General features: G+C 61.9%; 31 protein-coding genes. All 31 read left to right on the top strand.

Annotated features, from left to right (window positions below):
- The first annotated feature begins 144 nt into the window (after positions 1–144).
- Positions 145–828, top strand: a complete 684-nt coding sequence (locus AC4D2Q_RS02110) for a 3-oxoacid CoA-transferase subunit A (RefSeq protein ID WP_490944564.1) — start codon at positions 145–147, stop codon at positions 826–828.
- A complete protein-coding gene (locus tag AC4D2Q_RS02105) occupies positions 825–1514 on the top strand; it encodes a 3-oxoacid CoA-transferase subunit B (RefSeq protein ID WP_490944563.1) in 690 nt (229 codons plus the stop codon). The genes AC4D2Q_RS02110 and AC4D2Q_RS02105 overlap by 4 nt, the downstream gene beginning before the upstream one ends.
- 33 nt (positions 1515–1547) lie before the next feature.
- Entirely contained in the window at positions 1548–2339 is a 792-nt protein-coding gene (locus tag AC4D2Q_RS02100) for an IclR family transcriptional regulator domain-containing protein (RefSeq protein ID WP_490944562.1), read from the top strand.
- Between the two features lie 310 nt (positions 2340–2649).
- A complete protein-coding gene (gene rpsL / locus AC4D2Q_RS02095; protein WP_104052742.1) occupies positions 2650–3024 on the top strand; it encodes a 30S ribosomal protein S12 in 375 nt (124 codons plus the stop codon).
- Between the two features lies 1 nt (position 3025).
- Positions 3026–3496 carry a 30S ribosomal protein S7 gene (rpsG, locus tag AC4D2Q_RS02090; protein WP_104052741.1) on the top strand — a complete coding sequence of 157 codons (471 nt, stop codon included), beginning with the start codon at positions 3026–3028 and terminating at the stop codon, positions 3494–3496.
- A 116-nt stretch (positions 3497–3612) separates the two neighbouring features.
- A complete protein-coding gene (gene fusA / locus AC4D2Q_RS02085; protein WP_490926451.1) occupies positions 3613–5727 on the top strand; it encodes an elongation factor G in 2115 nt (704 codons plus the stop codon).
- Between the two features lie 224 nt (positions 5728–5951).
- The gene (tuf, locus tag AC4D2Q_RS02080) at positions 5952–7142 is read left to right on the top strand and encodes an elongation factor Tu (protein ID WP_227892319.1); all 1191 of its coding nucleotides are present in this window, start codon (positions 5952–5954) and stop codon (positions 7140–7142) included.
- A 229-nt stretch (positions 7143–7371) separates the two neighbouring features.
- Entirely contained in the window at positions 7372–11730 is a 4359-nt protein-coding gene (locus AC4D2Q_RS02075) for a hypothetical protein (RefSeq protein ID WP_490944561.1), read from the top strand.
- A 55-nt stretch (positions 11731–11785) separates the two neighbouring features.
- Entirely contained in the window at positions 11786–11911 is a 126-nt protein-coding gene (locus AC4D2Q_RS02070; RefSeq protein ID WP_490926453.1) for a hypothetical protein, read from the top strand.
- A gap of 580 nt (positions 11912–12491) precedes the next feature.
- Positions 12492–12800, top strand: a complete 309-nt coding sequence (gene rpsJ, locus AC4D2Q_RS02065; RefSeq protein WP_003803825.1) for a 30S ribosomal protein S10 — start codon at positions 12492–12494, stop codon at positions 12798–12800.
- A 17-nt stretch (positions 12801–12817) separates the two neighbouring features.
- Positions 12818–13474 carry a 50S ribosomal protein L3 gene (rplC, locus tag AC4D2Q_RS02060; protein WP_400931176.1) on the top strand — a complete coding sequence of 219 codons (657 nt, stop codon included), beginning with the start codon at positions 12818–12820 and terminating at the stop codon, positions 13472–13474.
- A 4-nt stretch (positions 13475–13478) separates the two neighbouring features.
- Entirely contained in the window at positions 13479–14093 is a 615-nt protein-coding gene (rplD, locus tag AC4D2Q_RS02055) for a 50S ribosomal protein L4 (protein ID WP_400931178.1), read from the top strand.
- On the top strand, positions 14090–14395 hold the full coding sequence (gene rplW / locus AC4D2Q_RS02050) for a 50S ribosomal protein L23 (RefSeq protein WP_104052736.1): 306 nt from the start codon (positions 14090–14092) through the stop codon (positions 14393–14395). Before rplD ends, rplW begins: the two co-directional genes overlap by 4 nt.
- A 30-nt stretch (positions 14396–14425) precedes the next feature.
- Complete coding sequence (gene rplB, locus AC4D2Q_RS02045; protein ID WP_152219783.1) at positions 14426–15265, top strand: 50S ribosomal protein L2; 840 nt, start codon at positions 14426–14428, stop codon at positions 15263–15265.
- A 12-nt stretch (positions 15266–15277) separates the two neighbouring features.
- The gene (gene rpsS, locus AC4D2Q_RS02040) at positions 15278–15559 is read left to right on the top strand and encodes a 30S ribosomal protein S19 (protein WP_104052734.1); all 282 of its coding nucleotides are present in this window, start codon (positions 15278–15280) and stop codon (positions 15557–15559) included.
- Between the two features lie 38 nt (positions 15560–15597).
- Positions 15598–15963 carry a 50S ribosomal protein L22 gene (rplV, locus tag AC4D2Q_RS02035; protein ID WP_400931181.1) on the top strand — a complete coding sequence of 122 codons (366 nt, stop codon included), beginning with the start codon at positions 15598–15600 and terminating at the stop codon, positions 15961–15963.
- On the top strand, positions 15964–16806 hold the full coding sequence (gene rpsC, locus AC4D2Q_RS02030; protein WP_341393392.1) for a 30S ribosomal protein S3: 843 nt from the start codon (positions 15964–15966) through the stop codon (positions 16804–16806). It begins immediately after the preceding gene.
- Positions 16807–17223, top strand: a complete 417-nt coding sequence (rplP, locus tag AC4D2Q_RS02025; RefSeq protein WP_104052731.1) for a 50S ribosomal protein L16 — start codon at positions 16807–16809, stop codon at positions 17221–17223.
- Between the two features lie 2 nt (positions 17224–17225).
- The gene (gene rpmC, locus AC4D2Q_RS02020) at positions 17226–17558 is read left to right on the top strand and encodes a 50S ribosomal protein L29 (RefSeq protein ID WP_268910959.1); all 333 of its coding nucleotides are present in this window, start codon (positions 17226–17228) and stop codon (positions 17556–17558) included.
- Complete coding sequence (gene rpsQ / locus AC4D2Q_RS02015; RefSeq protein ID WP_490926454.1) at positions 17555–17860, top strand: 30S ribosomal protein S17; 306 nt, start codon at positions 17555–17557, stop codon at positions 17858–17860. The genes rpmC and rpsQ overlap by 4 nt, the downstream gene beginning before the upstream one ends.
- Positions 17861–18212: 352 nt before the next feature.
- Positions 18213–18581: a 50S ribosomal protein L14 gene (rplN, locus tag AC4D2Q_RS02010; RefSeq protein WP_055239356.1), complete on the top strand. Its 369-nt coding sequence runs from the start codon at positions 18213–18215 to the stop codon at positions 18579–18581.
- A 3-nt stretch (positions 18582–18584) separates the two neighbouring features.
- A complete protein-coding gene (gene rplX / locus AC4D2Q_RS02005; protein WP_400931187.1) occupies positions 18585–18944 on the top strand; it encodes a 50S ribosomal protein L24 in 360 nt (119 codons plus the stop codon).
- Positions 18944–19513, top strand: a complete 570-nt coding sequence (gene rplE / locus AC4D2Q_RS02000; protein WP_490926455.1) for a 50S ribosomal protein L5 — start codon at positions 18944–18946, stop codon at positions 19511–19513. Before rplX ends, rplE begins: the two co-directional genes overlap by 1 nt.
- Before the next feature lie 90 nt (positions 19514–19603).
- Positions 19604–20002: a 30S ribosomal protein S8 gene (rpsH, locus tag AC4D2Q_RS01995; RefSeq protein WP_104052725.1), complete on the top strand. Its 399-nt coding sequence runs from the start codon at positions 19604–19606 to the stop codon at positions 20000–20002.
- A gap of 18 nt (positions 20003–20020) precedes the next feature.
- On the top strand, positions 20021–20557 hold the full coding sequence (gene rplF, locus AC4D2Q_RS01990) for a 50S ribosomal protein L6 (protein ID WP_490944559.1): 537 nt from the start codon (positions 20021–20023) through the stop codon (positions 20555–20557).
- 2 nt (positions 20558–20559) lie between these two features.
- Complete coding sequence (gene rplR, locus AC4D2Q_RS01985; protein WP_490926458.1) at positions 20560–20943, top strand: 50S ribosomal protein L18; 384 nt, start codon at positions 20560–20562, stop codon at positions 20941–20943.
- Positions 20944–20972: 29 nt separating this feature from the next.
- Entirely contained in the window at positions 20973–21650 is a 678-nt protein-coding gene (gene rpsE, locus AC4D2Q_RS01980; protein ID WP_181032224.1) for a 30S ribosomal protein S5, read from the top strand.
- On the top strand, positions 21650–21862 hold the full coding sequence (gene rpmD / locus AC4D2Q_RS01975; protein ID WP_104052721.1) for a 50S ribosomal protein L30: 213 nt from the start codon (positions 21650–21652) through the stop codon (positions 21860–21862). The genes rpsE and rpmD overlap by 1 nt, the downstream gene beginning before the upstream one ends.
- A gap of 1 nt (position 21863) precedes the next feature.
- Complete coding sequence (rplO, locus tag AC4D2Q_RS01970) at positions 21864–22328, top strand: 50S ribosomal protein L15 (protein WP_400931196.1); 465 nt, start codon at positions 21864–21866, stop codon at positions 22326–22328.
- A gap of 253 nt (positions 22329–22581) precedes the next feature.
- A complete protein-coding gene (gene secY / locus AC4D2Q_RS01965; RefSeq protein WP_490926459.1) occupies positions 22582–23892 on the top strand; it encodes a preprotein translocase subunit SecY in 1311 nt (436 codons plus the stop codon).
- Complete coding sequence (locus AC4D2Q_RS01960) at positions 23889–24461, top strand: adenylate kinase (protein ID WP_490944557.1); 573 nt, start codon at positions 23889–23891, stop codon at positions 24459–24461. Before secY ends, AC4D2Q_RS01960 begins: the two co-directional genes overlap by 4 nt.
- Positions 24462–24476 lie beyond the last annotated feature (15 nt).

Genomic DNA, 24476 nt, shown 5'->3' with positions numbered 1-24476 from the left:
AAGGTCCCGCACCGTTTGGTGCGGGACCTTTTGCGTTCCGGGAGCCCCTCCGGTGCCACATCCTGTTCGGATGGTGAACACCTGTACACATTGCGAACAAGTGGGTAGGGTGATCTCAACCACCACAGGAATCTAGGGGAAACCGTGCTCAGGATTGTGCAGGACGTGGACGAAGCCGTTGCGCCCATTACCGACGGCGCCACCGTCATGATCGGCGGATTCGGCAAGGCCGGGCAACCCGTGGAGCTGATTGAGGCGCTGCTGAGGCAGGGGGCTGCGAACCTGACGGTGGTGAATAACAACGCGGGCAACGGCGAGCACGGCCTGGCAGCGCTCATTGGAGCCGGCCGGGTGAAGAAAATCATCTGCTCCTTTCCACGGCAGTCCGACTCGCAGATTTTCGATGCGAAGTTCCGGGCCGGAGAAATCGAACTCGAGCTGGTGCCGCAGGGCAACCTGGCCGAGAGGATCCGTGCCGCGGGTGCGGGCATCGGCGGCTTCTTCACGCCCACCGGGTATGGAACCATGCTGGCCGAAGGCAAGGAGACCCGGATGATCGACGGCCGGGGCTACGTCTTTGAATCCCCGCTCGCTGCGGACTTCGCCTTGGTCAAAGCACTGCGCGCCGACCGCAGCGGAAACCTCGTCTACCGCAAGACCGCCCGCAACTTCGGTCCCATCATGGCCGCGGCCGCAGCGAACGCCATCGTCCAGGTCCGCGACGTCGTGGATGCCGGGGAAATCGACCCGGAGAACGTGATCACTCCGGGCATCTACGTGAACACGCTGGTGCGCGCGGCACAGGATCAGGAGCCGGCAGCAGCATGAACACTTCACTCTCAGGCACAGCCGCCGGAACGGACCCCGGCACGCGCCTGGACAAGTTTCAGATCGCGGAACTGGTGGCGCGGGATATCGCCCCGGGCTCTTACGTCAACTTGGGCATCGGCCAGCCGACCCTGGTGTCCAACTACCTTGTGCCGGAACAAGGCATCACCCTGCACACTGAGAACGGGATGCTGGGGATGGGGCCGGAAGCGCAGGGAAATGAAATCGACGGCGACCTGATCAATGCCGGGAAAATCCCGGTTACTGAGCTGCCGGGAGCGGCGTACTTCCATCACGCTGATTCCTTTGCCGTCATGCGCGGCGGGCACCTGGACGTCTGCGTGCTGGGGGCTTTCCAGGTCTCCGCCTCGGGTGACCTGGCCAACTGGCACACCGGTGCCGCCGATGCCATCCCGGCGGTCGGGGGAGCCATGGACCTGGCAACCGGCGCAAAAGACGTCTACGTCATGATGTCCCTGTTCACCCGTGAGGGAATGAGCAAACTCGTCCGCCAGTGCAGCTACCCCCTGACGGGGGTGGGCTGCGTGACCCGCGTCTACACTAATGAAGCGGTCTTCCTGCTGAAGGAAGGCCGCGTGCACGTGCGCGAAACCCACGGAATCAGCTTCGAGGAGCTGAGTGCCGCAATGGACGTCCCGCTGATCCGCGATCCGGCCGGCACCTGAGACAGGACCGGCACCGTTATCCATAAGGGAGACATGAGCGAGAACTCCGCTGCCAGCGGCCAGCACGTCCAGTCGCTGGCCCGCGGCCTGAGCGTGATCCGGGCGTTCGACGCCGACCACGTCAGCATGACCCTCAGCGAAGTTTCCCGCCGAACCGGGCTTACCCGCGCCACCGCCCGGCGGTTCCTGCTGACCCTGGCGGACTTGGGCTACATGCGCACCGACGGCCGCAAGTTTGAGCTGACTGCCCAGGTGCTGAACCTGGGATATTCCTACCTCTCGGGGCAGACGTTCCCGCAGCTGGCGCAGCCTTTGCTGGAAGACCTTTCCCGCACCGTCTTGGAGTCAACGTCCGCGTCTATCTTGGACGGTGAGGAGATTGTCTACGTAGCCCGTATCCACACGCGCCGGTTGATGCGGGTCGGCATCGCCGTCGGTACCCGGTTCCCGGCATACGCCACCTCTATGGGACGGGTGCTGCTGGCCGGCCTGCCGGCTGCGGATCTGGAGCAGTACCTGGCCCACGTACAGCCGGAGCCTCTCACGGAGCGGACCATTTCCTCCGTTCCTGCTCTCCGTGAACAGATCAACCGGGTTCGCCGGGCTGGCTGGGCCGTGGTGGACCAGGAGCTCGAGGCGGGGCTGCGGTCTGTTGCCGTTCCGGTCCGCGGTCCCGGCGGCGATGTGATTGCAGCCATCAATACGTCCATGCAGGCCGCGCTGGGCGCCGGCGGTAGTACGCTGGAAGAAGCTGTGGCGGCGGTGCTGCCGCATTTGCAGCAGACGTCGGCGAAGATTACCGCCGCACTGGTGGCCGGGAGCTAGCTTGTGGAATGTGATTCCTCCCATACCGGCGGGCGGCGGAGCTTAAGTCTGTTAGACTGGTAATCAATTGTTTGTGTGGCAGTGGATGAAGGACGCTCACCGTAGCGGGCCTGTTTCCGGGTTGCAGGGTTCCTGTGCAACGAATGCCACACTTTTGCACGCCTACGGTCGCTTTCGGTGAGAGCTTCTGAGCTTTCATGGCATTGCGGCAACGACGACTTAACGCGCATCGCCTCGGCTGTTTGGACAGCTGACAGCGGGGCGGAGCAACCAAGAGAATTTATCTCGAGAAAAAACGGAGAACACGAAAGTGCCTACGATTCAGCAGCTGGTCCGCAAGGGCCGGTCACCCAAGGTCTCTAAGACCAAGGCTCCTGCCCTCCAGGGCAGCCCGATGCGCCGTGGTGTCTGCACCCGCGTTTACACCACCACCCCGAAGAAGCCGAACTCTGCGCTCCGTAAGGTTGCCCGCGTGCGCCTGAACGGCGGCATCGAAGTTACTGCCTACATCCCCGGTGTTGGCCACAACCTGCAGGAACACTCCATCGTCCTCGTTCGCGGTGGTCGTGTGAAGGACCTGCCCGGTGTTCGTTACAAGATCGTTCGCGGCGCACTTGACACCCAGGGTGTTAAGAACCGCAAGCAGGCTCGCAGCCGTTACGGCGCGAAGATGGAGAAGAAGTAATATGCCCCGCAAGGGTCCGGCCCCCAAGCGGCCGCTCGTACTGGATCCCGTTTACGGCTCCCCGCTGGTCACTCAGCTGATCAACAAGGTTCTCGTAGACGGCAAGAAGTCCACCGCTGAGCGCATTGTTTACGGTGCACTCGCAGGCGCTCAGGAGAAGACCGGGGGAGACCCCGTTGCAGCCCTGAAGAAGGCTATGGACAACATCAAGCCGAGCCTTGAGGTCAAGTCCCGCCGCGTCGGCGGCGCCACCTACCAGGTTCCGGTTGAGGTCAAGCCGGGTCGTGCAACTGCACTGGCCCTGCGCTGGCTGGTTGGCTACTCCAAGGCCCGCCGCGAGAAGACCATGACCGAGCGTCTGCGCAACGAAATCCTGGACGCTTCCAACGGTCTTGGTGCAGCTGTGAAGCGCCGAGAGGACACCCACAAGATGGCTGAGTCCAACAAGGCCTTCGCCCACTACCGCTGGTAAAAAGCCTGGCCGACGGCGGCCACTCCTGAAGGCCCTGCATCCCGCTTTGGCGGGGTGCGGGGCCCAAAGCAGATAAACGCAGTCGAACCGGCGAACACCAAATATAGGGAGAAACCGTGGCACTTGACGTGCTTACCGACCTGAACAAGGTCCGCAACATCGGCATCATGGCCCACATTGATGCTGGCAAGACCACCACCACCGAGCGCATCCTGTTCTACACCGGTGTCAACCACAAGATCGGCGAGACGCACGATGGTGCGTCCACCATGGACTGGATGGCACAGGAGCAGGAGCGGGGTATCACCATTACCTCCGCAGCAACCACCTGCTACTGGGACAACAACCAGATCAACATCATCGACACGCCGGGTCACGTTGACTTCACTGTCGAGGTTGAGCGGTCCCTGCGCGTGCTTGACGGCGCCGTAGCCGTATTCGACGGCAAGGAAGGCGTGGAGCCGCAGTCTGAGACTGTTTGGCGCCAGGCTGACAAGTACAACGTTCCGCGTATCTGCTTCGTCAACAAGATGGACAAGCTCGGCGCTGACTTCTACTTCACCGTCGACACGATCATCAACCGTCTTGGTGCCAAGCCGCTGGTTCTCCAGCTGCCCATCGGTGCCGAGAGCGAATTCGAGGGCGTCGTTGACCTCCTCGAAATGCGCGCCCTGACCTGGCGCGGCGACTCCAAGGGTGATGTCACCATGGGCGCCAAGTACGAAATCGAGCCGATCCCCGCAGACCTGCAGGAAAAGGCCGAAGAGTACCGCGCCGCACTGATCGAGACCGTTGCCGAAGCCAGCGACGAACTGATGAACAAGTACCTCGAGGGTGAAGAAATCTCCATCGAGGAACTCAAGGCCGGCATCCGCCACCTGACCATCAACTCGCTGGTCTACCCGGTTCTCTGCGGCTCCGCATTCAAGAACCGCGGCGTTCAGCCGATGCTTGACGCCGTCGTCGACTTCCTGCCCAGCCCGCTTGACGTCCCGAACATCAAGGGCCACGACATCCGCGACGAAGAGGTCATCCTCGAACGCGCCGCTGATGCCACCGCTCCGTTCTCGGCTCTGGCATTCAAGGTTGTGACGCACCCGTTCTTCGGCCGTCTGACCTACATCCGCGTGTACTCCGGTCACGCTGCTTCCGGCGCCCAGGTCATGAACGCGACCAAGCAGAAGAAGGAGCGCATCGGAAAGCTCTTCCAGATGCACGCCAACAAGGAAAACCCGGTTGACGAGATCACGACGGGTCACATCTACGCTGCAATCGGCCTGAAGGACACCACCACGGGTGACACCCTGTGCGACCTTCAGAACCCGATCGTGCTGGAATCCATGAGCTTCCCGGAGCCCGTGATTTCCGTGGCCATCGAGCCGAAGACCAAGGGTGACCAGGAGAAGCTCTCCACGGCCATCCAGAAGCTCTCCGAAGAGGACCCGACCTTCCAGGTCTCCCTCGACGAAGACACAGGCCAGACCATCATCGCCGGTATGGGCGAGCTGCACCTGGACATCCTGGTTGACCGCATGCGCCGCGAATTCCGCGTCGAAGCCAACGTGGGCAAGCCCCAGGTTGCTTACCGCGAAACCATTAAGCGCGCTGTGGCCAAGCATGACTACACGCACAAGAAGCAGACCGGTGGTTCGGGTCAGTTCGCAAAGGTCCAGATCGCCATCGAGCCGCTGGACACTTCAGACGGCACGTTCTACGAGTTCGAGAACAAGGTCACCGGTGGCCGTATTCCTCGCGAATACATCCCCAGCGTTGACCAGGGTATCCAGAGCGCGCTCACCGATGGTGTGCTCGCCGGCTACCCGGTTGTCGGTATCAAGGCAAGCCTGCTTGACGGTGCTTACCACGATGTTGACTCCTCGGAAATGGCGTTCAAGATCGCCGGGCGTCAGGCTTTCAAGGAAGCCGCACGCATGGCGAACCCTGTGCTGCTCGAACCGCTGATGGATGTTGAAGTCCGCACCCCTGAGGAATACATGGGTGAAGTTATCGGTGACATCAACTCCCGTCGCGGACAGATGCAGTCCATGGAAGACGCCGCAGGCGTGAAGGTCATCCGCGCTCACGTGCCGCTGTCCGGCATGTTCGGGTACATCGGCGACCTGCGTTCCAAGACGCAGGGCCGCGCTGTGTACTCCATGTCGTTCAACAGCTACGCCGAGGTCCCGAAGGCAGTTGCCGACGAGATCATTCAGAAGACGCGCGGAGAGTAAAACCCTGGTTGGTGTTCCGGGGGAAACTTCGGAACACCAACCGTGTGCAGCGGGCCAGGGCTTCGGCCGGAAGCCCGCTGCATAGCCAGACTGAGCGGCCTCGCCAGGCTGCTGCGGATAAACGGCAATTTCATCAAATAAACAGCCCCCAGTAGACTTACATCAGTTTCAGCAGCGAGAAGCGCTGTTGGAGATTGAGTCTTCAACCTTTCTAGGAGGAACCCGTGGCGAAGGCAAAGTTCGAGCGGACTAAGCCGCACGTCAACATCGGCACCATTGGTCACGTTGACCATGGAAAGACGACGTTGACCGCTGCCATTTCGAAGGTGCTTGCTGACAAGTACCCTGATCTGAATGAAAAGCGCGATTTCGCTGCTATCGACTCTGCACCTGAAGAGCGCCAGCGCGGCATCACCATCAACATCTCGCACATCGAGTACCAGACCGAGAAGCGCCACTACGCACACGTAGACGCCCCCGGTCACGCTGACTACATCAAGAACATGATTACTGGTGCAGCTCAGATGGACGGCGCAATCCTCGTGGTTGCCGCTACCGACGGTCCGATGGCTCAGACCCGCGAGCACGTTCTGCTCGCCCGCCAGGTTGGTGTTCCCTACCTGCTGGTCGCACTGAACAAGTCCGACATGGTCGACGATGAGGAACTGCTGGACCTCGTTGAAATGGAAGTTCGCGAACTGCTGAGCTCCCAGGAATTCGACGGCGACAACGCTCCCGTCGTACGTGTCTCCGGCCTCAAGGCTCTGGAAGGCGACCCGAAGTGGGTTGCTTCCGTTGAAGAGCTGATGGACGCCGTTGACAACAACGTGCCGGACCCGATCCGCGACAAGGACAAGCCGTTCCTGATGCCGATCGAGGACGTCTTCACGATCACCGGTCGTGGAACTGTTGTCACGGGCCGCGCCGAGCGCGGTACCCTTGCCATCAACTCCGAGGTCGAGATCGTCGGTATCCGTCCGGTCCAGAAGACCACGGTTACCGGTATCGAGATGTTCCACAAGCAGCTTGACGAAGCATGGGCAGGCGAGAACTGTGGTCTCCTGCTCCGCGGCATCAAGCGCGAAGACGTAGAGCGCGGCCAGGTCATCGTGAAGCCGGGTTCCATTACCCCGCACACCGACTTCGAGGCCAACGTCTACATCCTGTCCAAGGATGAAGGCGGACGCCACAACCCGTTCTACTCGAACTACCGCCCGCAGTTCTACTTCCGTACCACGGACGTAACCGGCGTTATCACCCTGCCTGAGGGCACGGAAATGGTTATGCCCGGCGATAACACTGAGATGACCGTTGAGCTCATCCAGCCCATCGCCATGGAAGAAGGCCTCGGCTTCGCTATCCGTGAAGGTGGCCGCACCGTTGGTTCAGGCCGCGTCACCAAGATCATCAAGTAATTTCATTTACTTGCTGAATCTTCGGTAAGGATCCGGCCTTCGGGCCTGGAAACAAACCGATGAACGTCCCCGTTGCGCAAGCAGCGGGGACGTTCTTGCGTTAACGCGGCTTCAGCTCGGAGGTTCCCGGGCATGCCGTTATCCCCAGATACTGACTAAGTGCCCGCGCGTTCATACGGCGCCACTATGCTGTGAAGCAGTTTCGGTCTCGCCTACCGGGGGTTTCGCAATGGGGATAGTGGTCATGCTGGTGCTGGTGCTGGTGCTGGTGCTGGTGCTGGTGCTGGGCTTTGGCATCGGCTGGTTCGTTCGGGGCAGCAGGCCCGCCGCCGGTGCGGTGGCCGAGCAGGCCGAGGGACTTGGGGAGCCGGACCAGGCGGAACTTCTTGCCCGGGCATACGGCGACGGGTATGACGTTGGCTACCGGACAGCGTCCGGTGCCGTTCGCGCAGGAGTGCTCACAGTGAGCGCGAAAGCGCCCGCCGAAAGGGCTGCTGCGCCTTCACCCTCGTCACCCGCTGCAGCTGATTTGCCCGCCACTCCCGGCGCCCGGAAATTGCCGCAGCCGGCCGGTCCGCCAACGACGCCGCGTCTGGCTGGTCCTCCGCCGGCAACCCCTCGGGTGGCGGGCCCTGCCCGGCCGCGTGCGGCCGCTCCTCCGCCTGTCCCGCTTCCGGATCCCGCACAAGCTGCAGCAACGGCTGCTGTGGAAGAAGCCCGTAAACAACAGCGCGACCTGCGCAACATCAACATCACGCTCTATGCTGCCTGTCTGCTGCTGGTCGCGGCGGCGTCGCTGTTTATCGGGCTGGCGATCCCCGAGTCCGCACGCTTTGCCGGTGTCACGGCAGTGGCCGTGTTTTTCTACGGGGGCGGGTTGGCCGTGCACGCCCGCAGCCGCCGGCTCCGCCCGGCCGGCGTGGCATTTACCGGAACCGGGCTGGCGCTGATTCCGGTGGTGGGCCTGGCCCTGAATAACCTTGTGCTGCACGATGCCCCGCTGGCATGGCTGGCCACATCAGGTGTCGGGACTGCAGCGTTCGCCTACGCGGCAGCGAAGCTGGACAGCCGCGTCGTCGCTTACCTGTCCATGACTTTCCTGCTTTCCACCGCGCTGGCCTCCGGCGCCGCCATGCGATCCGGAATCGTCTGGTACTTCCTGTTCACGGTCCTGCTGGCCACGGCAATCTCCCTGTTGGCCATGCATCGTCCGGCATGGCTCAGGAATATCTACCTCGATGCCTTTGTCCATTCCCACCGTTATCTGGTCCCGGCGACGGCGGGTGTTGCGGTGCTGACTGCAAAGGAGCTGGGAGGGTGGCAGTTCTCCTTCCTTTTCCTCTCATTTGCCGGTTATTACGCCGTGGTCTTCCTGCAGAGCAGGCGTCGGGAACGTCTCTTCAGCAGCTACGGATTCCGGATTTCCGTCACCGCCGGCCTGAGCGTGCTGGCTTATAAACTCACCGGGGACGCCGGCCAGTCCCTCCTGGTTCTTGCCCTTCTCCTGTCCCTGCAGGTTGCCGGCTTGTTTGTCTGGCGCCGGTATTACAACGCCGCCGGGGGCAGGAAGTTCTTCGGCGCGGACCTCGCTGTCCTGCTGGGAGTTCAGGCACTGACGGGCCTGGCCTCGGGGTTCTACGGCATGGACCACACCGGCGGCAGCATCCCTGTGTTCACGGCCACGGCGGTTCTGGTGCTGCTGACGTTCATGACAGCCGAGGCGAAACTGACTGCAGGACCCACCGCGGCCCCGGCAGCCGCAGCGATAATCCTCGGATTCATTCCGCGAATCTTCCACGCTGACGGAGGAACCCTTTGGCCTGCTGTCCTGCTGGGCGGGCTCCTGCTTGCATACCTGTGCGTCAGGGCTGTGCGCGCGACCGGCCCGTGCCGCCAGAGCTTTGCCCTGGCGGCACGGGCCGCGGCCACCGGCCTGGTGCCCGTCCTGGCGGTTGCCTCCCTGGAAGCAGGGGGAGCTGGAGCAACGGACATCTGGATCTGGTCTTTGACGCTCACGACGTCAGCGGTGCTGCTGAACCAGGCCATGTCCGTGTATCTGGAAGCCGCGGGGAAGCCTACGCTGTTTGCTGATGCAACTCTGGGGGTCGCAGCGGCGCTGGTGCCGTTGCTGACCGTATGGCTGCGCTTTGTGGAGGATCCGCGCAGCTCAGTGACGCTGGCAGTCCTGGTGTCGGCATTGATGGTTAATACCCTGACGTCGTTGTTCCTGCGCAGGTTCTTTGCGGACAGGGGATGGCTTGAGTGGGTGGCTCCGGCAGGATTTGCCGCTGCGGCTGTGGTGGGTGCGGGACTTCTTGGCGTGCGCGGGTATGAGGTGCTGGCCGGTGCGGGGCTGGCATACTGCGCTTTGATGGCGATGTGCTGGGCCAGGGAACAGGCCAGGGGCGTGTATCTGCTGGCAGGCCAGGTGCTGCTGACAGTGCTGGCGGCGCTGGCCGCGGCTGATCTGGAAGTCGGCGTTCACGGGTTGTTTATTGTCGTTGCGGTGTCTGTGGCGGCGCAGCAAATGCTGCGTACGGTGCTCCAGGACCGGTTTGCCGGCGTTGGCTTGGGACAGCTGGCGCTGGTCGCCCAGTGGGGGAGCGTCGCGGTGCTGGTGCTGCTGCCGGTTGCCTACATCCTCATAGCTGCACGGCCGCAAACCGGGACATATCTGCTGTTGCTGTCTATCGCGGCCGGACTGACACTCTTTGCGCAGGCGGCTGCGGTCGCCCGGACAATTGCCGGCCGGCCGGTGCGGGAGGCTGTTGCAACGCTCGGCGTGGCAATGGTGCTGGTGCCGGTGCTGACGGTGTGGCTGCGCGTCGTGGAGGATCCCCGCAGCGCGGTGACGCTGGGCGTTCTGGCAGCGGCACTGGTGGTTAGCATCCTCACATCGGTGTTGCTGCACAGGTTCTTTGACGTCAGGGCATGGCTTGAGTGGGTGGCTCCGGCAGGCTTTGCTGCCGCGGCCGCGGCGGGTGCGGGAATCCTTGGCGTGCGCGGGTATGAAGTACTGGCCGCTGCGGGCCTGCTGTACTGCGGGTTCCTGGCCATGCGCTGGGCGAGGGCGGAGGTGCGGGGCGTGTATCTGCTGGCGGGCCAGGTGCTTCTGACGGTGCTGTCAGCCTTGGTGGCAGCGGATCTGGAGGTCAGTGTCCACGGGTTGTTCGTTGCCGTTGCAGTCTCGGTGGCAGTGCAGCAAATGCTGCGAACGGTCCTGCAGGACCGGATTGTCCAGAGTGGTTTGGGACAACTGGCCCTGGCCGCCCGGTGGGGGAGCACCGCGGTGCTGGTGTTGCTCCCCTTTGCTTACTTCTTCATCACCGGTGCGCAGCCCAGGCGGCATGTGGTGACCCTGTCGCTGATACTGCTCCTCGGCGTGTGCCTCACGGCCGTCGTGAAGAACCGAACCGGAAATGACCTCTACCCCGGTGCGTACGCGCTGGGAATGCTGCCGCTGGTGCTTTCACCCGTTTTCGACTTCGCCGGCGGCGGCACTCCGGGGGAACCCGGCTCGTCCGGCTCTCCTCTTTCCATTGCCGCAGCGTCGGGAACGTTGCTGGCGCTGGGGGCGGCAGCCCTCTTCGGTGAGACTCGGCGGGGTGCCGGGCCCGGCATCCGCAATCCCCTGCTCGCCGCTGCCGTTGCTTATCCGGTTCTGGTGCTGCCGCTTGCCGAGGTGGACAACAACAGCCTGCTTGCCGGGTTGGGCGTCCTGCTGCTGGCCGGTGTCTGCTTCTGTGTTTCCTTCACCAGAAAAATGCCGTGGCTCGCTGCGGCAACTCCTCTCGGGACCCTGGCCGCGGCCTTTCTGATCCACGCCTGGCTGGTCCAAGACATTCTCGGAGTCCGGCCGCTGCCAGGTGCAGCCCAGCTGTGGCCGGGCTTCACCTCTGCCCTGTGCCTGTATGCCGTTCGTTTCGTATGCTCTGTGCTGCCCCAGGACCCCGGAACGGTGCTGCGCCAGCGCATTCTTGGTACCGGTGCCAGCGTGATTGCCGCGGGAGCGGCTGCCGCAGCAATGTCCACCTCCAATGTCTCCGCGGTATACGGATCAGTGGTCCTCGTCTGCGCTGCAGCTGCGGCAGCCGCTCAATTTCCGCCTGCCCGCAGGGAAATCGCAGCCGAAGCAGCGGCACTCGTGGCCGCCGTGGCGGTACAGCGCATCATTTGGTACTTCACCGAGGACATGGGATGGTTTTGGGCTCTTCAATTCTGGGTTCTCTCCCTGGCCGTGCTTGCCTGCTACGAGTTCCTGCGGAACCGCGGACAACGCGCAACTGTCGTCCTGTCGGTATCAGCGGCACTGCTCTCCGGCACAGGATTGACTACAGTGGCGAGTGCCGATGCCGGCGAACAGGTGTGGGCGTTGCTGGCCCATGCCGGGCTGCTGGTCTTCGGAGTCCTGACCAGCAGGAGGGTTTTTACGGTGTGGGGAGCGGCCGGAGTCGCCTTTGCCGTCCTCTGGTACCTGCGCGGTTACACCTTTCTGCTGCTGGCGCTGCTGGCCGCGGCACTGATTACCCTCGCCGTCTGGCGGCTGAACCGGGTGCGGACAGACACTGCCGCGGAGTCCGGTCCCTAACCCCCGTTCGCCGCACTGTCTGTGGACCGGACAGCGGTTGGTCTAGGATCGTCTGATGGAACTGTTGATCATCCTTGCCGTTATTGTGGCTGTGGCCGGAGCCGTTGTCTGGGGACGGCGCACTTTTCGCCGTGAAATTGACCGGACAAAGCGGATTCGCCGATCAAACCGCCGGCCCTAGGCGCAAGGGGCTGCGCTGCCCGCGGTTTTCCGCGTCCATTCCCCTGCGCTAAACTGGGGAACGTTGGCTTAGCGGACAAGGGCCGGCCACGGCAGCCGCATACGCGGAGGCCAATGGCGCAGGGCTGCTCGCACCCTGAGTCCGAACAAAGCAATACAGGGCCAAACAGCTGCGGATGACCGCGGCGGGCCCGACGGCAGCGATGCCGCCGATTGGCGCTATCGCCGCCGTTCTGGCAGACTAGAGAAGTTGTTCAAGCGCTTTTGTGCCCACATGTCTCCGGTTGATCTGAACAGATCGGCAAAAGGAACGTGATGAGATTGCGTCCCGGTCAGGATAATGCCTGATGCAGGGTCGAATCCTTCAGGGGAAAAGCCCATATATAACCCGCCCCCAATCTTGCCCAGGGCGTCGCAGATACAGCATCCGCGACACGCCCGAGCGCGGGGGTCGGAGCCTCGGCAGGGTGAGGAACCCGGATTTATCCGGATTCAGTCTGTTGGAGGAGTGCCAGGCCGTAAAGGCAGCTAGGTACAAAAACTGTACAGAGAGCAATACTCGAAGAAAGAGGCACGACGCCATGGCGGGACAAAAAATCCGCATCCGGCTGAAGTCGTATGACCACGAGGTCATCGACGTATCAGCACGGAAGATCGTTGAGACGGTCACGCGTGCAGGCGCAACGGTAGTAGGCCCCGTGCCGCTGCCCACGGAAAAGAACGTGTACTGCGTTATCCGTTCGCCGCACAAGTACAAGGACAGCCGCGAGCACTTTGAAATGCGCACGCACAAGCGTCTGATCGACATCATTGACCCCACGCCTAAGGCCGTTGACTCGCTGATGCGTCTTGACCTGCCTGCAGACGTGAACATCGAAATCAAGCTGTAGGGGGGGAGCGGATACTTATGTCTACTTCACTTACACGCCAGGTCAAGGGCCTTCTGGGCACCAAGCTGGGCATGACCCAGGTCTGGGACGAGAACAACAAGCTCATCCCCGTCACGGTTGTCCAGGCTGACTCCAACGTCATTACTCAGCTGCGCAACGCGGAAAAGGACGGCTACACCGCCGTTCAGATCGGCTACGGCCAGATCGACCCGCGCAAGGTGACCAAGCCGCTGGCCGGCCACTTTGAAAAGGCAGGCGTTACGCCTCGCCGCCACGTTGTTGAACTGCGCACCGCAGACGCCGACACCTACGAGCTGGGCCAGGAACTCTCCGTTGAGATTTTCGAAGCCGGCCAGAAGGTCGACGTCACCGGAACCTCCAAGGGCAAGGGCTTTGCCGGTGTCATGAAGCGTCACGGCTTCCACGGCGTCGGTGCCTCCCACGGTGCACACAAGAACCACCGTAAGCCCGGTTCCATCGGTGGCGCATCCACCCCGGGCCGCGTCTTCAAGGGCGTTCGGATGGCTGGCCGTATGGGCGCCGTCCGCCACACCACGATGAACCTCACGGTTCACGGTGTGGACGCTGAGAAGTCGCTGCTTCTGATCAAGGGTGCCGTTCCCGGCGCCCGCGGCCAGGTCGTCCTCGTACGCACCGCCGTGAAGGGAGCTTAGTCTCATGGCTAACGAAACCACTGTTGAATTCCCCGCAGCGCTCTTCGACGTTCAGACGAACGTTCCGCTTCTGCACCAGGTAGTAGTTGCTCAGCTTGCAGCTGCCCGCCAGGGTACGCACAAGACGAAGACCCGCGCAGAGGTCTCCGGTGCAGGCCGCAAGCCGTTCAAGCAGAAGGGTACCGGCCGCGCCCGTCAGGGTTCCATCCGTGCTCCTCACATGACCGGTGGTGGCGTGGTTCACGGACCGACGCCCCGCGACTACAGCCAGCGCACCCCCAAGAAGATGATTGCCGCCGCACTTCGCGGAGCACTCTCCGACCGGGCACGCAACGGCCGCATCCACGTGCTGGAAACCCTGGTAGCCGGCGAAACGCCGTCCACCAAGGCTGCACGCGAGTCCCTGCGTTCACTTACCGAGCGCAAGAACATGCTCGTTGTCATCGAGCGCGCCAACGACGTTGCTGCACTGTCCGTGCGTAACCTCACCGCTGTTCACGTGATCTACGTAGATCAGCTGAACACGTACGACGTGCTGGTTGCCGACGACGTGGTCTTCACCAAGGCTGCCTACGACGAGTTCGTCGGCAAGAACACTGTCAAGGAGGACGCCAAGTGAGCGCGACCACCGCTAAGGACCCTCGCGACGTAGTGCTTGCACCCGTCGTTTCGGAAAAGAGCTACGGCCTGATCGACGAAGGTAAGTACACCTTCCTGGTCGACCCCCGCTCCAACAAGACCGAGATCAAGCTGGCCGTGGAGAAAATCTTCTCCGTCAAGGTCGACTCGATCAACACCATCAACCGTGCCGGTAAGCGCAAGCGGACCAAGTTCGGATGGGGACAGCGCAAGAACACCAAGCGCGCCATTGTCACCCTGAAGGACGGCACAATCGACATCTTCGGCGGTCCGCTCAGCTAGGGCGGAGACCACTTTAACGAGGAATAAATAATGGGAATCCGTAAATACAAGCCGACTACCCCGGGCCGTCGCGGCTCGAGCGTAGCCGACTTCACCGAAATCACGCGGTCGACGCCGGAAAAGTCGTTGGTACGCCCGCTGCCCAAAAAGGGCGGCCGTAACAACACCGGTAAGATCACGACCAGGCACAAGGGTGGTGGACACAAGCGTCAGTACCGTCTGATCGACTTCCGCCGCCACGACAAGGACGGCGTCGACGCTCGCGTTGCCGAGATCGAATACGATCCGAACCGTACCGCTCGCATTGCGCTGCTGCACTACGTTGATGGCACCAAGCGTTACATCATCGCTCCGAACAAGCTCAAGCAGGGCGACCACGTAGAGGCCGGAGCCGGCGCTGATATCAAGCCCGGCAACAACCTGCCCCTGCGCAACATCCCCGTGGGTACCACCATCCACGCAGTTGAGCTGCGTCCGGGCGGCGGCGCCAAGATGGCCCGCTCCGCCGGTGCATCGGTTCAGCTTGTTGCCAAGGAAGGCCGCTTCGCCCAGCTGCGACTGCCTTCCGGTGAAATCCGCAACGTTGACGCACGCTGCCGCGCAACCATCGGCGAGGTCGGCAATGCCGAGCAGTCGAACATCAACTGGGGTAAGGCTGGCCGTATGCGCTGGAAGGGCGTACGCCCGACCGTCCGCGGTGTCGCCATGAACCCGGTCGACCACCCGCACGGTGGTGGTGAAGGTAAGACCTCCGGTGGACGCCACCCGGTCAACCCGAACGGTAAGCGCGAAGGCCGCACACGCCGCCCCAATAAAGAGAGCGACAACCTCATTGTGCGTCGCCGTCGTTCCGGCAAGAACAAGCGATAGGAGCCTGGAAACATGCCACGCAGCCTGAAGAAAGGCCCCTTCGTCGACCAGCACCTGTTCCTTAAGGTAGCGGCCGAAAACGAAAAGGGCACCAAGAACGTCATCAAGACGTGGTCCCGTCGTTCGATGATCATCCCCGACATGCTCGGGCACACGATCGCCGTTCATGACGGACGTAAGCACATTCCGGTGTTTGTCACCGAGTCGATGGTCGGGCACAAGCTCGGCGAATTCGCTCTGACGCGGACATTCCGCGGCCATGTGAAGGACGACCGCAAGGGCAAGCGCCGCTAGGCGCTGCTCTTTCGGCAGAAGACGAGAGAAGGAAAGCAATGGAAGCCAAGGCAATTGCGCGTCATATCCGCGTAACGCCTATGAAGGCCCGGCGCGTCGTCAACCTTGTTCGTGGCAAGCAAGCGAATGAGGCTCTGGCAATTCTGAAGTTTGCCCCCCAGGCAGCATCGGAGCCGGTACTTAAGGTAGTTCAGTCGGCCATGGCCAACGCACGAGTCCTCGCGGACCGTGACGGCGTGGCCTTCGACGAGGGTGACCTCTTCATCAGCGAAGCATTCGTTGACGAAGGGCCCACCATGAAGCGGTTCCAGCCCCGTGCACAGGGCCGCGCGTACCGCATCAACAAGCGGACCAGCCACGTCACTGTGGTTGTCGCAACCCCCAAAATCGAGGAGGAACGCTAAGTGGGACAGAAGGTAAACCCGCACGGGTTCCGACTCGGCATCACCACTGACCACGTATCGCACTGGTTTGCTGACAGCAACAAGCCGGGCCAGCGTTACAAGGACTTTGTCCGCGAGGACATCAAGATCCGTCAGCTCATGTCCACCGGCATGGACCGTGCCGGCATCGCCAAGGTTGAGATCGAGCGCACCCGTGACCGTGTCCGCGTGGATATCCACACGGCCCGCCCGGGTATCGTTATCGGCCGCCGCGGCGCTGAAGCAGACCGCATCCGCGGCGAGCTGGAGAAGCTCACGGGCAAGCAGGTTCAGCTGAACATCCTCGAGGTCAAGAACCCCGAGATGGAAGCACAGCTTGTTGCCCAGGGCGTTGCTGAGCAGCTCTCTTCCCGCGTGGCTTTCCGCCGTGCGATGAAGAAGGCCATCCAGTCCGCACAGCGTGCCGGCGCCAAGGGTATCCGTATCCAGTGCTCCGGCCGTCTGGGCGGCGCTGAAATGAGCCGTTCGGAGTTCTACCGCGAAGGCCGTGTGCCCCTGCACACCCTCCGCGCGCAGATCGACTACGGTTTCTTCGAAGCCAAGACCACCTTCGGCCGCATTGGCGTGAAGGTCTGGATCTACAAGGGCGACGTCACCGCTAAGGAACTGGCTGCACAGCAGGCTGCTGCACCGTCCCGCGGCCGCTCCAGCGACCGTCCGGGCCGTGGCCCGGCTGACCGCGGAGACCGTGGCGGCGACCGTCGTCGTCGTCCCGAGCGCGGCGACAAGGCTGCCGCTCCTGCTGCTGCAGAGGCTCCGGCCGCTGAGGCAGCTGCCCCCGCAGCAGAAGGAGGACAGGCTTAAATGCTTATCCCACGTCGAGTCAAGTTCCGTAAGCAGCACCACCCGGGTCGTTCCGGCGCTGCAACCGGCGGCACCGCAGTCAGCTTCGGCGAGTGGGGCATCCAGGCTTTGACGCCTGCGTATGTCACCAACCGCCAGATCGAAGCTGCACGTATTGCCATGACGCGCCACATCAAGCGCGGCGGTAAGGTCTGGATCAACATCTACCCTGACCGTCCGTTGACGAAGAAGCCGGCCGAAACCCGCATGGGTTCCGGTAAGGGTTCTCCGGAGTGGTGGGTTGCAAACGTCAAGCCGGGTCGCGTTCTCTTCGAGATCTCCGGTGTTAATGAAGAGGTAGCTCGCGAGGCCCTGCGCCTGGCGATCCATAAGCTGCCGTTGAAGGCACGCATTGTGCGTCGCGAGGGTGGTGAATAGAAATGGCAATTGGTTCAAAGGAACTGGCACCGAAGCAGCTTGACGGCTTCGATAAGGACCGTCTCGTTGAGGAACTTCGCAAGGCCAAGGAAGAGCTGTTCAACCTGCGCTTCCAGTCCGCAACCGGTCAGCTGGAAAGCCACGGCCGTCTGCGCGTAGTAAAGCGCGACATCGCACGTATCTACACCGTGCTGCGTGAGCGCGAGCTGGGGATTCGTCCCGAGGTTGTTGCTCCCGTTGAGGAAGCAGCTCCTGAAAAGGCAGCGAAGAAGTCCAAGAAGAAGGCTACTGAGTCTGAAGCTGAAGCCAAGGTCGCTGAGGATGATGCCAAATGAGTGAAAACAAGAATGAGGCAGCAGTGACAACTGACGCAAACGGAGCCGAGCCCCGCGGGGACCGGAAGACCGCACGCGGCTACGTGGTTTCTGACAAGATGGATAAGACCGTCGTTGTTCAGGTTGAAGACCGCGTCAAGCACGCCCTGTACGGCAAGGTGCTTCGCCGCACTTCGAAGCTCAAGGCCCACGACGAGCAGAATGCTGCCGGCGTTGGAGACCTCGTGCTGATCGCCGAAACCCGGCCGCTCTCCGCTACGAAGCGGTGGCGCCTGGTCGAGATCCTCGAAAAGGCTAAGTAACCAGCAGTACATCCGGCCGGGCGCCGGCGGGCTGATCCCCTTGGGATGAGCCCGCCGGCAACCGCCAACCGGCGACAGGGCCCCGGCCGCGTTATCATCCGATTTCGCTTCCGGGGCCCTTTCGCGATAAACTTGAAATCTTGTCTGTGCGGTGCGGAAGTGTGTCCAGTTTTGAACTGCTCTTCCTCACCGCCGTATGAGACAAAAGCCCGATAATCTTGTTCGGCACTTTGCCGCGGTCCGCCGCGGTGCACCCCTGGCGGGGAGGTGCTGAGTACCAGTATTACGGGGTCCACCCATATCCGTTCCGCAAGGCTCATATTGAGAACCGGCGCGACGACAGGAGTAATAAGTGATTCAGCAGGAGTCGCGACTGAAGGTCGCCGACAACACGGGTGCCAAGGAAATCTTGACCATCCGCGTTCTCGGTGGATCCGGCCGTCGCTACGCAGGCATTGGCGACACCATCGTTGCCACCGTCAAGGATGCAATTCCCGGCGGCAACGTCAAAAAGGGCGACGTGGTCAAGGCCGTCATCGTCCGTACCAAGAAGGAACGCCGCCGCCAGGACGGTTCCTACATCAAGTTCGATGAGAACGCTGCAGTGATCTTGAAGAATGACGGAGACCCCCGCGGTACCCGCATCTTCGGCCCGGTCGGCCGCGAACTTCGCGACAAGAAGTTCATGAAGATCATTTCGCTGGCTCCGGAGGTGCTGTAGTCCATGGCAAAAATCAAAAAGGGTGACCTGGTTCAGGTCATCACCGGTGCAAAGGCTGACCGCGGCGGCGACCGCGGCAAGCAGGGCAAGGTTCTGAAGGTTTACACCGACACCAACCGCGTTCTGGTTGAAGGCGTCAACACAGTTAAGAAGCACACCAAGGTCGGACAGTCCTCCAAGGGCTCCAAGACCGGTGGCATCGAGACCGTCGAAGCCCCCATCCACGTTTCCAACGTTGCAGTGGTTGACCCGGAAACGAAGAAGCCGACCCGTGTTGGCTACCGCCAGGAAATCGTCGAAAAAGACGGCCGTGAGCGCACTGTGCGTATCCGCGTCGCTAAGGGCTCTGGGAAGGACCTCTAATGACTGAGACCGTCACCAAGACCGTCCCCCGTCTGAAGACCCGCTACGCAGCGGAAATCAAGCAGACCCTGCAGGACGAATTCAACTACTCGAACGTCAACCAGGTTCCCCGCCTTGTCAAGGTGGTTGTGAACATGGGTGTTGGAGATGCCGCTAAGGACTCCAAGCTCATTGACGGTGCAGTCAAGGACCTGACCCAGATCACGGGTCAGAAGCCGCAGGTCACGAAGGCCCGCAAGTCGATCGCACAGTTCAAGCTGCGCGAAGGCATGCCCATCGGTTGCCACGCAACTCTGCGTGGAGACCGCATGTGGGAATTCGTCGACCGCCTGGTCACCCTGGCTCTGCCGCGTATCCGCGACTTCCGCGGCCTGAACGGCAAGCAGTTCGACGGCAACGGCAACTACACGTTCGGTCTGACCGAGCAGTCGATGTTCCACGAAATCGATCAGGACAAGATCGACCGCGTACGCGGCATGGACATCACCGTGGTTACCACCGCAAAGACCGATGACGAGGGACGCGCGCTGCTGAAGGCGCTCGGCTTCCCGTTCAAATCCGAAGATTAATTACTACGTAACAGGTCCGACGGACTCCCGGCCAGGTGCGCCTGAGCCGGATATCCGCAGGAAACCGTTACGAGGGAGGGCAAGAGCCCAATGACAATGACAGATCCTGTCGCAGATATGCTCACGCGTCTGCGCAATGCAAACTCGGCATATCACGATTCCGTGTCCATGCCTTACAGCAAGCTCAAGGCGCGCGTTGCTGACATCCTGAAGGCCGAGGGCTACATCGCCGGCTGGAAGGAAGAAGAAGCCGTGGTTGGCAAGAAGCTGACCCTTGATCTCAAATTCGGTCCGAACCGCGAGCGTTCCATCGCCGGCGTGCGTCGTATCTCCAAGCCCGGTCTGCGCGTTTACGCGAAGTCCACTAACCTGCCGCGTGTTCTCGGTGGTCTGGGTATCGCAATCCTGTCGACGTCGTCAGGTCTCCTGACCGACCGCCAGGCCGCCAAGAAGGGTGTAGGTGGGGAAGTCCTCGCCTACGTCTGGTAGCAGGGAAGGGAAAGAAAAATGTCACGTATTGGACGTCTGCCCATCCCGGTTCCTGCCGGAGTAGATATCGCGATCAACGGCAACGTTGTATCCGTCAAGGGTGCCAAGGGAGAGCTGAGCCACACTGTGCCCAGCCCGATCACCGTCACCATTGACGACAGCACCATCACCGTTGCCCGTCCGAACGACGAGCGCGAATCCCGTGCCCTTCACGGCCTGACCCGCACCCTGATCAGCAACATGATCACTGGTGTGACCGAGGGTTACAAGAAGGACCTGGAAATCGTTGGTACCGGTTACCGCGTAGTGGCCAAGGGCTCGGACCTCGAGTTCGCCCTGGGCTACAGCCATCCGGTTCCGGTCTCGGCACCCGAGGGCATCACGCTCACCGTCGTGGGCCCCACGAAGGTCACAGTGTCCGGCATCGACAAGCAGCAGGTGGGCGAGGTTTCGGCCAACATCCGCAAGCTGCGCAAGCCCGATCCCTACAAGGGCAAGGGTATTCGTTATGCCGGCGAGATTGTCCGCCGCAAGGTCGGAAAGGCTGGTAAGTAACCATGGCCATCAGCATTAATAAGAAGCGCAATTCCAAGAGCAAGTCGGCTGCGCGTAACCGCCGCCAGCTTCGTATCCGCAAGCGTATCTCCGGTTCCGCGGCTCGCCCGCGTCTGGTGGTAAACCGCTCGGCCCGCCACGTATTCGTCCAGGTTGTCGATGACACCCGCGGCGTAACCGTGGCATCGGCTTCCACCATGGAAGCTGACCTGCGCGCACTGGAAGGCGACAAGACCGCCAAGTCCAAGCGCGTTGGCGAGCTCGTTGCAGAGCGCGCCAAGGCTGCCGGCGTCGAAGCCGTTGTCTTTGACCGCGGTGGTAACCGCTACCACGGCCGCATTGCTGCAGTTGCAGACGGCGCACGTGAAGGTGGGCTGGCACTGTGACCGAGGTAAACAAGGAAAAGGAAAATCAGGTGACTGAAGCTACAGCTGCTGAGGCAACTGAGACCAAGGACGCCGCCGCTCCCGCCACTGACGACCGCCGCGGCGGACGCAAGGGCGAGCAGCGCTCCGACCGTGGAGGCCGCGGCGAACGCGGTGGCCGCGGTGGCCGCGATGGCGGACGCAACGATGAGAAGGACAAGTTCATTGAACGCGTCGTGACCATCAACCGCGTTGCCAAGGTTGTCAAGGGTGGTCGTCGCTTCAGCTTCACCGCTCTGGTAGTTGTCGGTGACGGCAACGGCATGGTCGGCGTTGGTTACGGCAAGGCCAAGGAAGTTCCCTCCGCAATTGCGAAGGCTGTTGAAGAAGCCAAGAAGACTTTCTTCCGCGTCCCGCGCATCGGTGGAACCATCCCGCACCTGGTCCAGGGTGAAGCTGCTGCAGGCGTCGTCCTGCTGCGTCCGGCTTCCCCGGGTACCGGTGTTATCGCCGGTGGTCCGGTCCGCGCCATTCTCGAATGCGCCGGCATCCACGACGTACTGTCCAAGTCGCTCGGGTCCTCCAACGCCATCAACATCGTGCACGCCACGGTTGATGCGCTGAAGCGCCTCGAAGAGCCTCAGGCAGTGGCTGCACGCCGCGGCCTGCCGCTGGACGAGGTTGTGCCTGCTGCGATGCTCCGCAACATGCAGAAGGCAGGTGCCTGATGACTACTCCGAAGAACGTTGCCGTCAGCACGGCAACCCTGAAGATTACTCAGATTAAGTCCACCATCGGTGGTAAGCAGAATCAGAAGGACACGCTGCGCTCACTGGGCCTGCGACACATCGGTGCTACCACCGTTCGTACCGCAGACGCCGTGACCGTTGGCATGATCAACACGGTTCCGCACCTCGTGAAGGTTGAGGAGGCGAATTAACATGGCCGAAGAAAACAACAACGAGCACGCGCTCAAGGTCCACCACCTGCGTCCGGCACCCGGTGCCAAGACGGCCAAGACCCGTGTTGGCCGCGGTGAAGGTTCCAAGGGTAAGACTGCAGGCCGCGGTACCAAGGGTACGGCTGCGCGTTACCAGGTCAAGGCCGGTTTTGCCGGCGGCCAGCTGCCGCTGCACATGCGCCTGCCGAAGCTTCGCGGCTTCAAGAACCCGTTCCGCGTCGAGTTCCAGGTTGTAAACCTGGACAAGATCTCGGAGCTGTTCCCCGAAGGCGGCGACGTCACGGTTGCCGATCTGGTTGCCAAGGGTGCCGTTCGCAAGAACCAGCCCGTCAAGGTCCTCGGAACCGGCGACATCACCGTCAAGGTGAATGTCACCGCCGATGCCTTCTCCGCCAGTGCGGCAGAGAAGATCACCGCAGCAGGCGGAACGACCACGGCGCTCTAAGCACCGTGTCCGTTTCGTGCAGCGACTTCGGGCGGCCGGGAAACCGGCCCCCGACGTCGCCTGCGCGGCAAGCAGGACGTGAACTAAACTCTTGGCGGGTCGCAATGCGGCCCGCCGGGGGTTTAGTTTTGTTTTAAGGCACTACCACGCCGCGGGCTCCGTTAACGTTGTACGGAGCTTGAGCGGATAGACTCTGTTTTTGTTACCAGTCCAATCGGACTTCATATACTTCAGATCTCATTCAGGAGGACGCTTGCTTAGCGCTATTGGCCGGGCTTTCCGGACGCCAGACCTGCGACGCAAGCTGTTGTTTACGCTGGGAATCATCACTATCTTCCGCATGGGTGCTTTTATCCCGGCCCCGGGTGTTGACTACGGCAATGTACAGCAGTGCTTAGCTCTGGGTGCCACTTCGGGTGGCCTCTACGAATTCGTTAACCTATTTAGCGGCGGCGCCCTGCTGCAGGTCTCCATCTTTGCCCTGGGCATCATGCCGTACATCACCGCCAGCATCATCGTTCAGCTGCTGCGCGTTGTGATCCCGCACTTCCAGGCACTGTATGAGGAAGGCGCGCAGGGTCAGTCAAAGCTGACCCAGTACACGCGTTACCTGACCATTGCCCTGGGCCTGCTCAATGCCACCACGGTGGTCTCCCTGGCCCGCACCGGTGCGCTGTTCAACAACGCCTGCTCCGTGCCGATCATCCCGGACGACAGCATCATCACGATCCTGCTCCTGATCATCACGCTGACCGCCGGCACCGGCCTCATCATGTGGATGGGTGAACTGGTCACGGAAAAGGGCGTCGGCAACGGCATGTCCCTGCTGATCTTCACGTCCATTGCCGCCGGTTTCCCGAGCTCCCTCGGTGCGATCCTCAGCGCCCAGGGCTGGACGGTCTTCCTGGGCGTCCTGGCCCTTGGTGTGCTGGTGGTGGCCCTCGTGATCTTCGTCGAGCAGTCCCAGCGGCGCATCCCGGTCCAGTACGCCAAGCGGATGGTCGGACGCCGCACCGTCGGCGGCACCAACACCTACATCCCGATCAAGGTCAACATGGCCGGCGTGATTCCTGTGATCTTCGCGTCCTCCATGCTTTACCTGCCGTCGCTGATCGCCCAGTTCAACACTCCCTCCGAAGGCACTCCGCCGGGATGGGTGGTCTGGATCAACAACTACCTGACCAAGGGCGATCACCCGGTCTACATGGCGGTCTACCTTCTGCTGATCGTGTTCTTCACGTACTTCTACGTGTCGATCACGTTCAACCCGGAGGAAGTCTCCGAAAACATGAAGAAGTACGGCGGCTTCATCCCCGGCATCCGGGCCGGCCGTCCCACCGCCGAGTACCTGCAGTACGTGCTTTCCCGCATCACTCTGCCCGGCGCCATCTACTTGGGCATTGTCGCCCTGATTCCGCTGATCGCCCTGGTGGCGATTGGAGCCAACCAGAACTTCCCGTTCGGCGGAACCTCGATCCTCATCATGGTTGGCGTGGGGCTCGAAACAGTCAAACAGATTGATGCACAACTGCAGCAACGTCACTATGAAGGGTTATTGCGATGACAAGAATGCTCATTATCGGGCCTCCCGGCGCCGGTAAAGGTACCCAGGCCGCCCGAATTTCGGAGCGGCTGGGAGTCACGGCAATCTCCACCGGTGACATCTTCCGGACCAACGTAAAGAACGAAACACCGCTGGGCGTCGAGGCCAAGAAGTACATCGACGCCGGAAACTTTGTTCCGGACTCCGTCACCAACAAGATGGTGCGTGCCCGGCTCATGGAAGACGACGTCAAGGACGGCTTCCTCCTGGACGGTTACCCGCGCACCGCTGCGCAGGTTGAGGAACTGGACGACATCCTGGCCAGCAAGGGCCAGAGGCTCGACGTCGTCCTGCAGCTGACCGCCGATGACGAAGAGCTCGTGCAGCGGCTGCTCAAGCGTGCCGAGATCGAAGGACGCGCCGACGACAACGAGGAAGTCATCCGCCACCGCCTGGAGCTCTACAAGGCCCAGACCGCCGACGTCGTCGCCAGCTATGACAGCCGCGGCATCGTGGCTCGGGTGGACGGGCTGGGCGGCATCGACGATGTCACCGAGCGCGTGATGGAAGCCCTCAAGGATATTCACTAAAGAGTTAGAAGAGAT

This window comes from Arthrobacter sp. TJ-178 (assembly GCF_058269275.1).
Note: the sequence above shows the minus strand (reverse complement) of the source record. Positions and strands in the feature narration are given on the sequence as shown.

Excerpts from the sequence above, each read along its gene's own strand:
- AC4D2Q_RS02105 (WP_490944563.1), top strand. The coding sequence starts at position 825 with ATGAACACTTCACTCTCAGGCACAGCCGCCGGAACGGACCCCGGCACG.
- AC4D2Q_RS02100 (WP_490944562.1), top strand. The coding sequence starts at position 1,548 with ATGAGCGAGAACTCCGCTGCCAGCGGCCAGCACGTCCAGTCGCTGGCC.
- rpsG (WP_104052741.1), top strand. The coding sequence starts at position 3,026 with ATGCCCCGCAAGGGTCCGGCCCCCAAGCGGCCGCTCGTACTGGATCCC.
- AC4D2Q_RS02075 (WP_490944561.1), top strand. The coding sequence starts at position 7,372 with ATGGGGATAGTGGTCATGCTGGTGCTGGTGCTGGTGCTGGTGCTGGTG.
- AC4D2Q_RS02070 (WP_490926453.1), top strand. The coding sequence starts at position 11,786 with ATGGAACTGTTGATCATCCTTGCCGTTATTGTGGCTGTGGCCGGAGCC.
- rpsJ (WP_003803825.1), top strand. The coding sequence starts at position 12,492 with ATGGCGGGACAAAAAATCCGCATCCGGCTGAAGTCGTATGACCACGAG.
- rplC (WP_400931176.1), top strand. The coding sequence starts at position 12,818 with ATGTCTACTTCACTTACACGCCAGGTCAAGGGCCTTCTGGGCACCAAG.
- rplD (WP_400931178.1), top strand. The coding sequence starts at position 13,479 with ATGGCTAACGAAACCACTGTTGAATTCCCCGCAGCGCTCTTCGACGTT.
- rplB (WP_152219783.1), top strand. The coding sequence starts at position 14,426 with ATGGGAATCCGTAAATACAAGCCGACTACCCCGGGCCGTCGCGGCTCG.
- rpsS (WP_104052734.1), top strand. The coding sequence starts at position 15,278 with ATGCCACGCAGCCTGAAGAAAGGCCCCTTCGTCGACCAGCACCTGTTC.
- rplV (WP_400931181.1), top strand. The coding sequence starts at position 15,598 with ATGGAAGCCAAGGCAATTGCGCGTCATATCCGCGTAACGCCTATGAAG.
- rplP (WP_104052731.1), top strand. The coding sequence starts at position 16,807 with ATGCTTATCCCACGTCGAGTCAAGTTCCGTAAGCAGCACCACCCGGGT.
- rpmC (WP_268910959.1), top strand. The coding sequence starts at position 17,226 with ATGGCAATTGGTTCAAAGGAACTGGCACCGAAGCAGCTTGACGGCTTC.
- rpsQ (WP_490926454.1), top strand. The coding sequence starts at position 17,555 with ATGAGTGAAAACAAGAATGAGGCAGCAGTGACAACTGACGCAAACGGA.
- rplX (WP_400931187.1), top strand. The coding sequence starts at position 18,585 with ATGGCAAAAATCAAAAAGGGTGACCTGGTTCAGGTCATCACCGGTGCA.
- rplE (WP_490926455.1), top strand. The coding sequence starts at position 18,944 with ATGACTGAGACCGTCACCAAGACCGTCCCCCGTCTGAAGACCCGCTAC.
- rpsH (WP_104052725.1), top strand. The coding sequence starts at position 19,604 with ATGACAATGACAGATCCTGTCGCAGATATGCTCACGCGTCTGCGCAAT.
- rplF (WP_490944559.1), top strand. The coding sequence starts at position 20,021 with ATGTCACGTATTGGACGTCTGCCCATCCCGGTTCCTGCCGGAGTAGAT.
- rplR (WP_490926458.1), top strand. The coding sequence starts at position 20,560 with ATGGCCATCAGCATTAATAAGAAGCGCAATTCCAAGAGCAAGTCGGCT.
- rpmD (WP_104052721.1), top strand. The coding sequence starts at position 21,650 with ATGACTACTCCGAAGAACGTTGCCGTCAGCACGGCAACCCTGAAGATT.
- rplO (WP_400931196.1), top strand. The coding sequence starts at position 21,864 with ATGGCCGAAGAAAACAACAACGAGCACGCGCTCAAGGTCCACCACCTG.
- AC4D2Q_RS01960 (WP_490944557.1), top strand. The coding sequence starts at position 23,889 with ATGACAAGAATGCTCATTATCGGGCCTCCCGGCGCCGGTAAAGGTACC.